This window comes from Sphingobium limneticum, assembly GCF_008710165.1.
GTDB classification, from domain to species: Bacteria; Pseudomonadota; Alphaproteobacteria; order Sphingomonadales; family Sphingomonadaceae; genus Sphingobium; species Sphingobium limneticum.
The window spans coordinates 233,619-248,355 of sequence record NZ_VYQA01000004.1 but is presented as its reverse complement, the minus strand read 5'-3'; the positions used below and the strand labels follow the sequence as shown (position 1 = coordinate 248,355).

Here is a 14,737-nt window from a genome sequence, read left to right as displayed (position 1 = left end):
CACTCGGTCAAAATGATGACGGTTCGGTCACGCATTTGTGACCGAACCGTCCGTCGTTACGGAGTTTAGAAACCGGCCTTCAGCGTCGCGAAGAATTGCTGCGGCGCGCCGATCAGCAGGGTCTGCGCGTCGCCGCTGTTGCCGAAACCGCCCGAACCGATCGTGCTGACATATTTCTTGTCGAACAGGTTGCTGGCGTTCAGCTGCACTTCGATCTTGTCGGTCAGGCGATAACCGATCGAAGCGTCCACGATCACGCGGCCGGGGACCGACACGTCGTTGGTGTAGCTGTAGAAGCGCTTCGACATATAATTGCCGCCGATACGGGCGAAGAGCGGACCCTGATCATAATTCAGCTCGCCGCGCAGCATGTGCTTGGGGCTGTCCACGACCGTCTTGCCCTTGAGCGCGGCGACCAGCATGCCGTTCGAGCTGTTGAACACATCGTCGCGATAGGTGGCGTCGGTATAGCTGTAGGAACCGAACAGGCTGACGCCCGAACCCAGATTGACCGTACCGGCCGCCTCGACGCCGATCGTGCGGACCTTGCCCACATTCTGGAGTGCCGACGCCAGACCCTGGATCGGGCTGCCCACCTGCACCGCGTTCAACCGGTTGCGGAAGTTGACGAAATAGGCGCCCACCACGCCGTTGAACACGGGGCTGTTATAGCGCAGGCCCAATTCATAGGTGTCCGACGATTCCGGCTTCAGATCGTCCTTGATCTGATCGAAGCCGGCCTGGTTGGTCTGAAAGGGACCGGCTGTGGTGGCCGACGCGAAGGCGCGGGTCACCTGCGTGAAGCCGCCAAAGGCTTCCATTTCGGGGCTGAGTTCCACCGCGAAGCCGGCATGGGGCTGGAACCAGTCCTGCGCCTTGATCTTGCCTTCCGGGAAAGTGGAGGCGACGATCGCGTCCGCCTTGTTGGTGACGTTGAAACCCTTCCACCCCAGGTTGATCGTCACGGTGCCCAGGTCGATCTTGTCCTGCACATGGTACTGGAACGTATCGGTAGTGAAATCGAACTCCCACTGGGTGGCGAAGGGGTTCTTGGGATAGTCGCGGAAGCTCAGGCCCGGATCGGTGCGGCTGGCAAAGGCGTAGAAGCGGCGGGCCTGATGGAATTTGTTATTTTCGTACCAGGCGCCGACGCTGAGCGTCTGGATGCCGATCGTGTAATCGACGCTGCCGAACGCGCCGATGCGGTCCATGTCATATTCGGTGGTGCGGATCGACATGGGTACGCCGTTGGGGCTGGGCGTATAGGGCGTGGCCCACAGGCCCATGCCGCTGTTGTTGTGATAATAGCCCTTGATCTTGAAATTGGCGTTTTCGCCCAGCGGCGTGGTCAGGCCGATCGACCCCAGCCAATCCTTGCGCAGGCCCGCCGCGTCATAATAGGCGTCGTCGGCGCTGGTGACATTGCCCGGATAGACCTGACCGCCGGCGACCGGCGCGCCGCTATAGTCGTAGCGGCCATCGGGGAAGGGCGAACCACCGCTGTTGCTGACGCGATCGACGTCGTTCAGCCGGTCGGCATAGTCGATCGCGCGGCTATAGTCGGGATAGGTGTTATCCCACTTCCAGCCCAGGCGACGGATCATGCCCATCGACATATCCTGATAATCCTGCTCGCGGCGATCCGAATAGCTGAGCCAGCCATCGATCTTCGCTTCGCCCACGGGGATCACGACCTTGGCATTGCCCATATGCTGATCCTGCGTGCCCTGACCGCGCCACTTGTCGGTCGCGCCATAGCCGTAGGAGAGGAAGCCGCGAATGCCATCGCGCGTGCCGAGGGCGACCCGGCCGAAAGCGCGCCAGGTTTCGTCGCTGCCATAGGTCAGGTTGCCCTGCGCGCCCAATGAACCACCGCTCAGATAATCGGCCGGATCGGCGGAGAAGGTTTCGATCGTGCCGCCAAGGTTGCCGGTCGACTGCGTACCGAGCGAGCCGGCGCCCTGCGACACGCGCACGCTGCCGATATTTTCGCTGCTGATGGCGCGGGTGATGTGCAGGCCATTATGGTTGCCATAGCTCATGTCGCCCAGCGGAATGCCGTCGAAGGTGAAGCCAAGCTGGTTCTGGCTGAAGCTGCGGATGGTGACGCGCTGCGACCATTCATAATTGCCGAACGGGTCGGACGACTGGAAATTGACGCTGGGCAGCTTCTCGATGGCCTTGAGCGCATTGGTGCCGGGCGTCAGCGTGATGATGTCCTTGCTGGTGATTTCCTGCACCTGGCGGGTTTCGCCCCGGCCGAAAACGACGATTTCCGCGCCAGCATCGGCAGCGGCGGCATCGACGGGCGCCACATTCTGGGCGAAGGCTGGCATGGCGATGACGGCGGTCGACGCCATCAGCAGAGCGGTGGTGATACGCATGGACTTATAATCCCCCTTTGGACCCTTGGTCGGGGGCGGCCTAGCTGCGCGATATTGCAGTGCAATGTGGGATGGTTGACGGCACGAAGTCAGTCGCGTGACAGGCCTGTCACAAAGAAGGCGGGGAGAGACAACGCCCTCCCCGGCCCTGTATATGGTCAGTCGTTCACGAAGGTCAGCGTCGCGATATGATAGAGGGTCGCGACCTTCTGATTGGCGAGGGTCAGATCGCCCTTCTCCTCCTGCGAGGCCGTGACGATGAAACGGCCCTTTGCCTTGATCGGCAACGTCACCCGGCCCTGCGCGTCGGTGACCAGTTCCTTCGTCCATTTGTCAGGCGAAATGACGGTCAGCTTGGCGGCGGGCACCGGCCTGCCGTCGCGTACCAGCGTGAAGCTGTCGGCATTGGCGGCGGTCGGCACGATTTCCAGCGGCAGGCCCGCCTTGGCTTCGGTGCGGCCGGCGCGGGCATAATAGATCACGCCCTCCTTCTTGCCGTCCTCACCCCAGGGTGCAAACACGCTGTCGTCGATGACGCGCACGTCGCCGGCGGGGGCGGCCACCTCGATATAGCCGGCCTTGCGGGTCTGCGCCGCCTTGGACGCGGGCACAAGCTTGGGTGCGTTGAGCTTCTCGAACTCGGGATCGCCGCCTTCGGGCAGAACGTCCGCCGGTTCGCCCAGATAGATGCGCGCCGGGCCGGTACCGTCGCGCTCCACCCACACTTCATGCGCCTGCGCTGTGGCGGTCAGGCCGGCCAACGCCAGCAGGGCCATGGACAATATCTTCATCTTCACTCTCCCGTCATAATCTTCAGAAACGGAAACCAACCGTGCCCATCACGTTGCGCGGCGCGCCCACGAAGCAATCGCCACGCGCGAGGCAGGATGCGTAGAATTTGTTGTTGAGCAGGTTGGTGGCATTGAGCGCAAAGCGCCAATTCTGCCAGTTGATCTCCGCCAGCCCATCGACCGTGGTGCGCGAGGGCGTGACGATCGACCAGATCGTGCTGGTCGAGACGCTCTTGCCGCTATAGACGACGCCACCGCCCAGACGCAGCTGCGCCTCACCGGGCAGGCCGAACGTCTTGGTCGACCAGATCGACGCCGTGTGGCGCGGCATATAATCCAGGTTGGTGTTGGATTCCGATTTCAGCTTCGAATAGCCATAATTGGCCAGCAGCTCGAAATTACCGGGCAAGGTATGGCTGGCCTCGATCTCGAACCCCTTGGTGTTGAGTTCACCCGACTGGGTGGTGCCGCCAGCGGCCAGATAGAGGACGCGATTGCGCTCCTTGATCTTGAACACCGTTGCCGTGACCAGCGTGTTGACGCCCGGCTGCCACTTCACGCCCGCTTCGAATTGCGTCCCGGTCTGCGGCTTGTAGGGATCTCCGTAGATCGTGTTGCCTTGCGCGTCCTTGCCGCTTTCGATCCGGCCGGCGACCGGCAGGAAGCTTTCGGTGTAGCTGAAGAAGGGCGAGATGCCGGCGCCGATTTCGCCGATGATGCCGGCGCGGAAGGTGGTGGCATTATCCTTCTGACCCGACGATCCGGTCACGCGGTCGCGGCGCGCACCCAGCACGACCGAGACGCGGTCGTAGAAGCGGATCTGATCCTGGACATAGATGCCCAGCTGCTTCTGGCTTTCCGTGGTGAAGGGCCCGGTGGGGTCGTAGGTCTTGAGCGAGTCGTAATCGATGTCGTAAAGATCGACCAGTTCGTTGCCGCCATCATAGCGCTTGCCGACCTTGTTCCAGCTATAGTCGATGCCGACCAGCAGCTTATGTTCGATATTGGCGCCGGTGTTGAAATTGAACTGCACATTATTGTCGGTCGAAAAGACGTTCATGCGCGCATCGCTGGCGTCGGCGGTCAGGGCGATGGTGCGGCCGTCGGTGCCATAGACCGAGAAGGGATCCTGCGGGTTGGAATAGCTGTCGGCATAATGGGTGTTATAGGAAAGGTCGCTATCGATATAGCGAGCCTTCAGGCTGATCTTGACCGCGTCGGAAAAGCGGTGGGTGATGGAGCCGCCGCCCTGCAACGACCGGCCATTATAATGGTCCCAGCCGGCCTTGCCGACGAAAGTATAGCGATCAAGCTGCTCGCCCGCGACGGTGTTGGGGCGGAAGGTGCCGATGATCGGCAGGAATTGCGAGGTCGAGCCGGTATCATCTTCCTGATAGACGCCATTCAGCACGATGTCCGTGTCGGGCGTGGGCTGCCAGCGGATCGAAGGCGCGAACATCACGCGGTCGTCGGGCACATGATCGACATAGGTGTCGGCGTCGCGGACGCGCCCCACGAAGCGCACCGCCAGATTGCCGGCCAGCGCGACATTGACGTCGCCCATCGCTTCCTTGCGGTCATAGCTGCCATAGACGAGGTTGAGTTCCCCGCCTGTGCGGAATTCGGGCGTCTTGCTGACCAGGTTGACGAGGCCACCGATCGACCCCTGACCGAACAGAACCGATGCCGGGCCACGCACGATTTCCACGCGCGAGAAGTTGTACGGGTCCGACGCGACGCTGGCATAGTAGCTGAAGATGTCGCGCATGCCGTCGCGGAACTGGAGCGCATCCAGACCGCGCACGTTGAAGCCATCGACGCGGGTGTCGCGGCCATAGGGATTGGCCAGCACGCCGGCGGCATATTTCACCGTGTCGCTGATGCTGATCGCACCTTGGGAGAGATATTGTTCGGCGCTGATCACCTTGATCGGCTGGGGCAGTTCGACCAGCGCGGTGTCCGTCTTGGTACCGGTCGTCGCGGCGGTGACGATGATGCTGTCCTGCGCCTGATCCGCATCGGCGGGAATGGCGTCTTCCGCCGCATAGGCCGCCGTGTGGCACAGCGCCATAACCGCTGCGCTGCGCAGCGCGATCCACTTCACCTTCATTCCAACGCCCCTTCCGCTATGTTCATGGGGAGGCGCCCTACAGATATTGCGATAGATTCGCAATTGCGTTGTCAAATTTATACTGATTCGCTTTCGCGATCGCCTGTGCGAACCTTTGCGCAAAAATCCTGCGATAGGGACGTAAGCCGTAATGAACTCAAAGGCTTGTGAAGCGTTGAGGGCCTATGGAGGATGCGATGGCGATTGATGTGCGATATCCCGATGGCAGCTACCGCGCGGTTCCCAGCGAATTGCGCGCCGTCGATAACGGCCAAAGCGGCGCACAGGCGCGCTTCCATCATCGCCCGGTCAACAGCGATCCGCTCTGGCGCTTCTACAATGACGGCACCACATGGCATGCCCGGCCTCGCCATGGTGCGCTGTCGATCCTAGTTCCGCCGGTCGATCACTGGTGGCAGGGAATCGCCGCTATGGCGGATGCCCTTGCCCTTCCCGATATGTCCGATCAGGCTTCCCGGGCGCACCGCGCCGCCTGACCGATGCTGCCTTTAGGGGCAGGGATCGGGAATGACGCGGTGAATATCCTCGATCGCGGCGATTTGCTCCTGCGTCAGATGGACGTCCACGCTGGCGATGTTGGTCCGCAATTGCTCCAGACTGGTCGCGCCGATGATGTTCGACGTGACGAAGGGCTGGGCATTGACGAAGGCCAGCGCCAGCTGCGCCGTATCCAGTCCGAAGGCATGGGCGATCGCCACATAGCGGGCGCTGGCCACCGCCTGATTGGGCAGGTCGTAACGCACGAACTGGCGGGACACGTCGCGGCGCGATCCGGCCGGAATGACGCCGCCCAGATATTTGCCGGTCAGATTGCCGCCCGCGAGCGGTGAATAAGCGAGCAGCCCGACATGTTCGCGCAGGGCGAATTCGGACAGGCCGATTTCGAAGGTGCGGTTGAGGAGGTTGTAGGCGTTCTGGATCGACGCCGGGCGCGGCAGCCCCTTGTCACGCGACAGGCGCAGATATTCGCTGACACCCCAGGGCGTTTCGTTGGAGAGGCCGAAATGCCGGATCTTGCCGGCCTGCACCAATTCCGCCAGAGCGCTCAGCGTTTCCTCGATCGACACGGTTTCATCCGTATCCTCGATCGCGGCGATGCCGCGCCGGCCAAAGGATGGCACCGGCCGGTCGGGCCAATGGATCTGATACAGGTCGATATAGTCGGTCTTCAGCCGGGTCAGGCTATCTTCCACCGCCGCGACGATGTTGGACCGGTCCAGCCGGTTGTTGCCACCGCGAAATTTGCGGATCGGGTCGCGCGTCGGCCCGGCCACCTTGGTCGCCAGCACGATATCGTCGCGCTTGCCGCGCTGCGCGATCCAGTTGCCGATATAGGTTTCGGTCAGGAATTGCGTATCGGCGCTGACCGGCGTGACCGGATAGGCTTCGGCCGTGTCGATGAAGTTGACGCCCTGCCCGACCGCATAGTCGAGCTGCTCATGCGCCTCCGCCTCGCTATTCTGCGACCCCCAGGTCATGGTGCCCAGGCAGATCAGGCTGACCTTGATATCCGTGCGGCCAAGCGTGCGATAGTCCATCCGATCCTCCGGAGATATTGGGTCAGAAATATTGGCCTTGCCTCTTATCCGTCGAGGGGCGGAAGGGAAGAGGGCGCAGCGGGCTTCATCAAAACTCATCGACCGATGAGCAGCGATCAAGCCTCGTCCGTCATGTCCATGAAATTGCGCGCCGCTTCCCGGTCCGCTTCCTCTTCGAAAGCGACGTCGAGGTCGGGCGCCGCACCTAGCAGGTGCAACAGCGACCAGAGCGCGAACCGCCGGCCGCGATCCTCCTCCAGACCCAGATCCACGCGCATCCGGTCGATCCCGGCCTCGACCGTACTGGCCGGCAGCGTGTCGAGGTCGGTGGTGCCGAAATAGCGCTGAAGCTGATCATCGAAATGCATGACCCCTGCCCTACAGCAGGGCATGCCGCATGGGCAAGCTAGCCTTGAAACGCGCAGGGGACGATGCTGGCGGGGTCGGGTCGCGCGGCGATGCGGCGGAAGCGCGCGAGATAACCGCCAGCAGTCGGCTTGGCGATCACCTGCTCCATGCGAAAACCCATGGCGGCCAGTTCGCAGCCCAGCAGGCGCGGCGGCGTGCCATGCTGGTCGGTCGGGCGGTTGGCATCGACCACGATCAGCTCGCCATCCTTCTTGAGCGCGGGACTGAGGTGCCAGAGGAAGGCGTAGGGCTCGGCAATCTCATGATACATATGCACCATCAGGATTCGGTCGAAGCTGTTTTCGGGCAGGCGCGGATCTTCCGGCGCGCCCAGCTTCACGCTGACATTGTCCCATTTTTCGCGCGTGATGCGGCGCGACAAGGCTTCGATCACTTCGGGCATGATATCTTCGGCCAGGACGCGACCCTTGGCGCCGACCCGCCTAGCCAGGCGCACCGTATAATAGCCTTCGCCCGCGCCGATATCGGCCACGGTCATGCCCGGACGGATGCCCGCCCGGTCCATGATATCCTCCGCCTCATTCACCCGGTCGCGGGATTCCTCGCTCGACCAGCGGGTCGATACGATCGGGGCGACCGGCCGGTCGGCCTGGGGGAAGGGTTCGGCGGCGGCGGACCGCTGCGTCCCCTTGCCGCCGCCCATCCGGTCGCAGGCAGCCAACGGGACGGCCAGCAGGACAAATGCGCCCGCCAAAACCGCCCGGTTCATCAGTCGACATCCTCCACATCGACCTTCTCGCCCGTCACCTTCTGGCTGAGGGCGGCGGCCATGAAGGGATCGAGCGCACCGTCCAGCACATCGTCGGGCGCGGTGGAGGTGACGCCGGTGCGCAGATCCTTCACCAGCTGATAGGGCTGGAGGACGTACGAGCGGATCTGGTGGCCCCAGCCGATTTCTGTCTTGGCCTGATAATCGGTGTTCGCCGCTTCCTCGCGCTTGCGCAGTTCGGCTTCGTACAAACGCGCCTTGAGCATGTTCATCGCGGTCGCACGGTTCTTGTGCTGCGATCGGTCGTTCTGCGACGCGACGATGATGCCCGACGGAACGTGGGTGATGCGGACCGCAGAATCGGTGGTGTTGACGTGCTGCCCGCCCGCACCCGATGCGCGATAGGTATCGATCTTGAGGTCGCTTTCCTTGACCTCGATATCGATATTGTCGTCGATCACCGGATAGACCCACACCGACGAGAAGCTGGTGTGGCGCCGCGCCGCGCTATCATAGGGGCTGATGCGGACCAGGCGGTGGACGCCGCTTTCGGTCTTGGCATAGCCATAGGCATTCTCGCCCTTGATGAGGAAGGTCGCGGACTTGATGCCGGCGGTTTCGCCTGCCTGATAATCGACCAGTTCCACCTTGTAGCCGCGTCGTTCGGCCCAGCGGCGATACATGCGCGACAGGATTTCGGCCCAGTCCTGGCTTTCGGTGCCACCTGCGCCCGCGTGGATTTCCAGATAGGTGTCGCTGCCATCGGCCTCGCCGGACAGCAGCGCCTTGATCTTGTCCTCGTCCGCTCGGTCGGCCAGCGCCTTCAGGGACGCGATCGCTTCGCTCACCATATCCTCATCGCCCTCGGCCTCGGCCATTTCGATGAGTTCGGCGGTGTCGGTCTTGTCCGTCCCGATCGCGCGGGTGGCGCCGATCGCACTGTCGAGGCGCGTACGCTCGCGCATCACCTCCTGCGCCAGCTTGGCATTGTCCCACAGGGTCGGGTCTTCGACGCGCGCATTCAGCTCGTCCAGGCGGCGCAGGGCACGGTCCCAGTCCAGCGATTGGCGCAGCAGGGCCAGCGCGGCGTCGATACGATCGATATATTGCTGCGCTTCGGCGCGCATGACTGATTCTCCAACTTTCACGCCTCGGCGGTCGAACAGTGCACTAGGCGTTCGGCCCCGATTTGTCGAACGGCCGTACTTCTTGAGGAAATGGCCGTTCGTCAAGCACCTGCCTTATCGCAAGCGCAATGCGGTCCGTCGAAAAGCCGGTGTCGCCCTATTGCGAACCGCGCGCAAATGCGAAATTTTCAGGACATATCAGGCCGCTAACAGGGGTGTGCGCAGAGCCGATCCAACGCAGGTCGGCCGGCGCGGCAAAAAGGGGGACAGGCTTCATCAAAAGGCTATCCCATGACGACCATCCCTAACACCGCCCATTCCATCGTCGCCCGCCAAAGCCCTTCGGCCCTGTTCCTGTTTCTCGACGCCGTGCGCTGCTGGGGCCAGGCGCGCCGGCACCACCGTCCGACGCTGACCAGCCTCTATGCGCGACTGGGCCATTATGGCTGCGGCCAGATACTGCCGGCGATCGACAGCCTGCTGGACCTGACCGTCACCTTGCTGGGCCGTCCGCTACGGCTGGGCCGGGGCAAGGCCCTGTCCGACGACGAAAATCGCCTCATCAACCTGCTGCAAGGCCGCCGCACTGCGCCCTTCGTCCACACATGCAGCGACGCCCTGCTCTGCACCTTCTGCTGCGCGCTGCGATCGGTGCAATTGCTGATGGATATGGAGTTAGGCCAGCCCGCGCGGCGCAGGGCCGCCTAATCCTCCCCTGAAAGGGGAGGTGGCAGCCTACCCCGCGCGTTGACGATGATGTGGAGGACGACCGCCTCCACATCGCGCAGCACGTCGGCCGCCCGGATGTGCAGGATGCTGATCCCCTCCCCAATCAACCAGGCATCGCGGGCAACATCGCGGACCGGCGTGTCTCCGCGCCCATGCACTTCGCCATCGACTTCAACGGCGATCCGATGGCGCGGACAGAAGAAGTCCAGCACATAGGCACCAGCTGGATGCTGGCGACGAAAGCGGAGGCCGGCAGGACCTTTGCGCAGTTCCTGCCACAGCAACACTTCGGGCAAGGTCATGGATCGGCGCAGGATAAGGGCGCGATGCTGCGTTTTCTTGGGACCATAGAGCATGCCGCACCCTACCCCTCCGTCTGGCCTGCGGCCAGCCACCTCCCCTTTCAGGGGAGGAACTGATTGAGGACAAGGCTCAGCATTTTAAAATCCTCCCCTGGAAGGGGAGGTGGCAGGGCGAAGCCCTGACGGAGGGATAGCGGGCGCTTAACCCGCCCCCTCAATAAATCCCGCCCTGTCCTTCCAGGAAGTCGGCGTCGGTGCGGCGGCGGCCGCCCGATACGGCGCGGTCGGCGCGGGCGGCGGCGACCTTGGCCTGCTCCTCCGCCTCTTCCTTGCGGATGGTGCGGCGGGGTTCGGATTCGGGCTTGAACGCTTCCCAGATGATCGCGGGCTTGGCGTCGGTGCCGGGCCATGCGCCATAGACGCGCTTGCCCGAACGACGGTCGATCGCGACCATGCGGATGCCGGCCGGCGCGACGAAGGGCGTCTTGGGCATGGTTTCCAGCAGCGGCGTCATCGCCGCCTTCCAGATGGGGGCTGCGATGCGCCCGCCCTGCGCCCAGCCGCCAAGGCTGCGCGGCTGGTCGTAACCGATATAGACGCCCGCGACGATATCGGGCGATCCGCCCACGAACCACACGTTGGTCGGGCCATTGGTGGTGCCGGTCTTGCCGAACAGGGGGCGTTTCAGATCCGCCAGCACCGTGGCAGTGCCGCGCTGGATCACGCCCTCGGTGATGTGGACGACCTGATAGGCGGTCATCGGGTTCATCACCTGCTTGCCCTCCATGCCGAAGCGGGGCATGGGCTTGCCGTCCCAATTGGCCATGTTGCAGCCATCGCACGGGCGCCAGCGTTCCGGCCAGATCACCTTGCCGCGGCGATCCTGGACATAGTCCATCACCTTGGATGGGAATTGCTTCCCCTGATTGGCGAGCGTCGCATAGGCGTTGACCATCCGCTCCACCGTCGTCTCGCCCGCACCCAGCGCGAAGGAGAGATAGGGCTGATAGTCGCCGATGCCCATATTCTTGATGGTGCGCACGACCCGGTCCATGCCGGTCTGGCTGGCGGCGCGCACGGTCATCAGGTTGCGCGACTGTTCCACGCCCCAGCGCATCGTCTGCGGCCCGGCGCTGCCGCCCGAGAAGTTGCGGAAGCATTTCTGGCCCAGACCCGCGCCCTGATAGACGCATAGCGGCCCATCGACGATGATCGAGGCCGGTGTCATCCCGCCGTCCAGCGCGGCGGCGTAGACGAAGGGCTTGATGGTGGACCCCGGCTGACGCAGCGCCTGCGTCGCACGGTTGTAGCTGGACAGGCGCGAATCGAATCCGCCCTGCATCGCGCGGATGCGGCCCGAATGGACCTCCTGCGCGACCATGCCGCCCGATACTTCGGGAATGTTGCGCAGTGCCCAGCTGGCGCCATTGCGCGCCACGACGATCAGGTCGCCGGGCTTCATCGCGGAAAAGGCCGGGCCGCCGGTCTTGCGATAAGGCGTGTTGGCGGCGCCGGCCGGCAGCGTGCCGGTCGACCCGTCGGCAAAGCCGATCTGCGCATCGCTCGACGACCGGCTGATGACGACGGCGACGCGCCATTCGGCATAGTCGACGTCGATATAGCTGGCGGCCAGTTCCCGCTCCCAGCCATTGTCGACATTGATATGGCCAAGCGGCCCGGACCAGCCGCGTCCGGCATCGAAACGCAACAGGCCGTTGCGCAATGCGGTCGCCACATGATCCTGCAAGGCGGGGTCATAGGGGCTGCGCACCCACAGGCCGCCGGCATAGACGCTGTTGGGGCCGTCCTCCGCCTTTTCGCCGAACCGCTGGATCAGGCGACGGCGCACCTCCTCCATATAATAGCCGCCGGCGCGCGCATCGAAACTGGACCCATGGGCGGCCACCGTGCCGAGCGGCTGGGCGCGGGCGGCGTCGCGCTGGGCAGCGGTGATCCAGCCATTTTTCTCCATCTCGCCCAGCGACCAGTTGCGGCGGTCGAGCGCGCGGGCATGGCCGGTTTCGCTTTCGGGGCGGTAATTGGCCGGCCCCTTGGGCAGGATCGACAGATAGGCCATTTCGTGCAGTTGCAGGTCGGCGACGTCCTTGTCGAAATAGGCGCGCGCGGCGGCCTGCACGCCATAGGCGTTGCGACCCAGAAATATCTGGTTGAGGTAGAGTTCGAGAATCTGCTGCTTGGACAGCACATTTTCCATACGGTAGGCGAGGATCATCTCCTTCACCTTGCGCGTGGGCGAATATTCGTCGCCGATCAGCAGATTCTTGGCCACCTGCTGCGTGATGGTGGAGCCGCCACGCGCGCGCTGGCCCGACCCCAGCTTGCTGACATAATCGAACACCGCGCCGGCGAAACCGGGGATATCGACGCCATGATGTTCGAAGAAGGTCTTGTCCTCCGCCGCCAGATAGGCGTGGATCAACTGCTGCGGATAATCGCTATATTGCAACTGGACGCGGCGTTCGCGGGCATAGCTGTGGACCGGCTGGCCATTGATGTCGCGCACGATGGTCGGCAGCGGCGGCTCATATTCCAGCAGCGTCGCGGCGTCGGGCAGGCCACGCGCGAAAATCAGCCAGAACAGGCCCATGCCCAGCAGCAGCCCGCCCAGCGCGATGGCCGCCCAGCGGAACAGGCGCCGCGACCAGAGCGGGCGCAAGCGACTGAAAAAGCCCCCGGCGTCACGGCGCAAGCGGTAGGCGAAAGACGATGGGGCGGTATCGGAACGGGCCTCTTCCATGGGAAAGAGGCTCTAGGGTCAAATTGCGGACAAGGCCAGTGGCTATAGTTTCAAGTCGACGCTTCCTACATTCCTCCCCTGGAAGGGGAGGTGGCAGGGCATGGCCCTGACGGAGGGGTATTTCGCTCTCGATAGGGCGCTACCCCTCCACCACCAGCTTCGCTGGCGGTCCCCCTCCCCTTGCAGGGGAGGATCTGATCTATGTCAGCCCCCCGCCGTGCCGTCGCGCATCGCCAGCTTGCGGGCGAAATGCACCTCGATCGCGCGGGCGACGCCGCGGGCGATCTTGCCCTGCCCTTCGCGTGAGGCGAGGAAGGCGCTGTCGGCTTCGTTGCTGATATAGCCGGTTTCGAACAGGATCGACGGCGTATCGGGGGCCTTCAAGACCATCAGCGATGCGAAGCGGTGATAGGCGCTGCGGAAGGGCACATAGGGCGCGGCTTCCCGCTGGAGCAGGCGCGCGAAACTGGCCGAGATATTCATCGATTCGCGCTGCGTCAGGTCGATCAGGATCGAGGAGACGTCGCCCGACTGGCCACCCAGGTTCACGCCATTGATGATATCGGCCTTATTCTCCCGCGCCGCCAGCCGCGCCGCTTCACGATCGGATGCTGTTTCGGACAGGGTGTAGACGGTGGCGCCATGCGCTTCGGTATTTTCCGCCGCGTCGGCATGGATGGAAATGAACAGGTCCGCGCCCAGCTTGCGCGCGATGCCATAGCGTTCCTGAAGCACGAGGAATTTGTCGTCGTCGCGGGTCAGCGCCACGCGCACCCGGCCGGATTTGACCAGTTGATCGCGAATCGCCTGGGCGATGGCCAGCGTGACGTCCTTTTCCCGCTTGCCATTTTCCTTGTTGATGGCGCCCGGATCATGGCCGCCATGGCCCGCATCGATCACCACCAGCGGGCGGGCGCCGTCATGCGCGCCCTCCACCGCCGGCAGCGCCACGCCGCGCGCGGCGGTCGGGATCGGCACGGTGATGGAATGGATGCGCTTTTGCGGACGGGCGGCCATGTCGACCGGCCCGTCGAACCGGGTGCGTCCCTTGCCCACTTCGCTGCGGAAGCGCGTGTCGCTGACGCCCTGGAGCGAGAAGCTGAGCGATTTGCCGTCCTGCGCCAGCCGGGGATTGCCGAGCGTCGCGGGCGCCGACAGGTCCAGCACCACACGCGCCGTGCCGTTGCTCAACTGCCCCTGACGCACCGAGGCGATATTGCCCCTGCCCGGCGCAAACTGGAAACGGCCCATCTGTGCGCCGTCGATATCGAGCGCGATGCGGCGCGGCGCGTCCAGCAGGAACGCCGATGCGCCATCCACCCGGCCATCGAATCGCACGACGACATCGTCGTCCCGCACATCGACGCCGGCGATGCCGCCCGCGCTTCCGGGTGCCGCCGCAATGATCATGCCTGCCAGGGCAAGGCTCTGGAACATGCGCTGCTTGTGCAACGCACGGCCTTTGGCCGTCCAGCCAATTTTCATGACGATGTTCCGTCTTGAGCGTCCCCACGCTGAATTCCGGATTAAGCATCAGCGGTGTGAGTCGCGTAAAATGAGACGGTTAACGACCGCTTCAGTATGAAAAGTCGGCGTCGCGACAACGCGGCGCCAAATGTGGCAAGCGCGTCACAATATTTCAGGCAGGCGTTGCTCCATGGATGTTTGACTGCTACCCATTCATATTCCTGACAGGTCCGCCCTTAACAGAGGGCCTTTTGGGGCAATGAGATAAGCATCGGCGGTCGCGGGATCGCACCCCCGTCGATGACATGAACAGGTTGACGCTGCATGAGGCAAGATTTCCATTCCACGCTGACCCCGGCAACGGGCGTAGCG

Annotated in this window: 12 protein-coding genes; 2 read left to right on the top strand and 10 right to left on the bottom strand. The window is 63.5% G+C overall.

Going from position 1 to position 14,737, the window contains the following annotated elements:
* Positions 1 to 65: 65 nt before the first annotated feature.
* The 3 genes from F4U95_RS07660 to F4U95_RS07650 all read right to left on the bottom strand — a co-directional run bounded on the left by F4U95_RS07660 (position 66) and on the right by F4U95_RS07650 (position 5,285).
* Entirely contained in the window at positions 66 to 2,384 is a 2,319-nt protein-coding gene (locus F4U95_RS07660; RefSeq protein WP_150425206.1) for a TonB-dependent receptor, read from the bottom strand.
* 158 nt (positions 2,385 to 2,542) lie between these two features.
* Positions 2,543 to 3,175: a DUF4198 domain-containing protein gene (locus F4U95_RS07655; RefSeq protein ID WP_150425205.1), complete on the bottom strand. Its 633-nt coding sequence runs from the start codon at positions 3,173 to 3,175 to the stop codon at positions 2,543 to 2,545.
* 22 nt (positions 3,176 to 3,197) lie between these two features.
* Positions 3,198 to 5,285, bottom strand: coding sequence for a TonB-dependent siderophore receptor (locus tag F4U95_RS07650; RefSeq protein WP_150425204.1), 2,088 nt, complete (start codon positions 5,283 to 5,285; stop codon positions 3,198 to 3,200).
* Positions 5,286 to 5,482: 197 nt separating this feature from the next.
* Here F4U95_RS07650 and F4U95_RS07645 point away from each other — a divergent pair, with 197 nt between their 5' ends.
* Positions 5,483 to 5,782 carry a hypothetical protein gene (locus F4U95_RS07645; protein WP_150425203.1) on the top strand — a complete coding sequence of 100 codons (300 nt, stop codon included), beginning with the start codon at positions 5,483 to 5,485 and terminating at the stop codon, positions 5,780 to 5,782.
* A gap of 12 nt (positions 5,783 to 5,794) precedes the next feature.
* Here the strand turns inward: F4U95_RS07645 and F4U95_RS07640 are convergent, their stop codons facing one another.
* The 4 genes from F4U95_RS07640 to prfB all read right to left on the bottom strand — a co-directional run bounded on the left by F4U95_RS07640 (position 5,795) and on the right by prfB (position 9,109).
* Positions 5,795 to 6,844 carry an NADP(H)-dependent aldo-keto reductase gene (locus F4U95_RS07640; protein ID WP_150425202.1) on the bottom strand — a complete coding sequence of 350 codons (1,050 nt, stop codon included), beginning with the start codon at positions 6,842 to 6,844 and terminating at the stop codon, positions 5,795 to 5,797.
* 116 nt (positions 6,845 to 6,960) lie between these two features.
* Positions 6,961 to 7,212, bottom strand: a complete 252-nt coding sequence (locus F4U95_RS07635; RefSeq protein WP_150425201.1) for a hypothetical protein — start codon at positions 7,210 to 7,212, stop codon at positions 6,961 to 6,963.
* Positions 7,213 to 7,250: 38 nt separating this feature from the next.
* Positions 7,251 to 7,982 (bottom strand): class I SAM-dependent methyltransferase, encoded by a 732-nt coding sequence (locus F4U95_RS07630; protein WP_150425200.1) that lies wholly within the window; start codon positions 7,980 to 7,982, stop codon positions 7,251 to 7,253.
* The gene (prfB, locus tag F4U95_RS07625) at positions 7,982 to 9,109 is read right to left on the bottom strand and encodes a peptide chain release factor 2 (protein ID WP_150425199.1); all 1,128 of its coding nucleotides are present in this window, start codon (positions 9,107 to 9,109) and stop codon (positions 7,982 to 7,984) included. The genes F4U95_RS07630 and prfB overlap by 1 nt, the downstream gene beginning before the upstream one ends.
* 291 nt (positions 9,110 to 9,400) lie before the next feature.
* On the opposite strand from prfB, the gene F4U95_RS07620 reads away from it, so the two are divergent.
* A complete protein-coding gene (locus F4U95_RS07620; protein WP_150425198.1) occupies positions 9,401 to 9,817 on the top strand; it encodes a hypothetical protein in 417 nt (138 codons plus the stop codon).
* On the opposite strand, the gene F4U95_RS07615 is transcribed toward F4U95_RS07620, so the two are convergent.
* The 3 genes from F4U95_RS07615 to F4U95_RS07605 all read right to left on the bottom strand — a co-directional run bounded on the left by F4U95_RS07615 (position 9,814) and on the right by F4U95_RS07605 (position 14,383).
* On the bottom strand, positions 9,814 to 10,194 hold the full coding sequence (locus F4U95_RS07615; protein WP_150425197.1) for an endonuclease domain-containing protein: 381 nt from the start codon (positions 10,192 to 10,194) through the stop codon (positions 9,814 to 9,816). The genes F4U95_RS07620 and F4U95_RS07615 overlap by 4 nt on opposite strands.
* A 160-nt stretch (positions 10,195 to 10,354) precedes the next feature.
* A complete protein-coding gene (locus F4U95_RS07610; protein ID WP_150425196.1) occupies positions 10,355 to 12,898 on the bottom strand; it encodes a penicillin-binding protein 1A in 2,544 nt (847 codons plus the stop codon).
* Positions 12,899 to 13,102: 204 nt separating this feature from the next.
* A complete protein-coding gene (locus F4U95_RS07605) occupies positions 13,103 to 14,383 on the bottom strand; it encodes an N-acetylmuramoyl-L-alanine amidase (RefSeq protein ID WP_150425195.1) in 1,281 nt (426 codons plus the stop codon).
* Positions 14,384 to 14,737 lie beyond the last annotated feature (354 nt).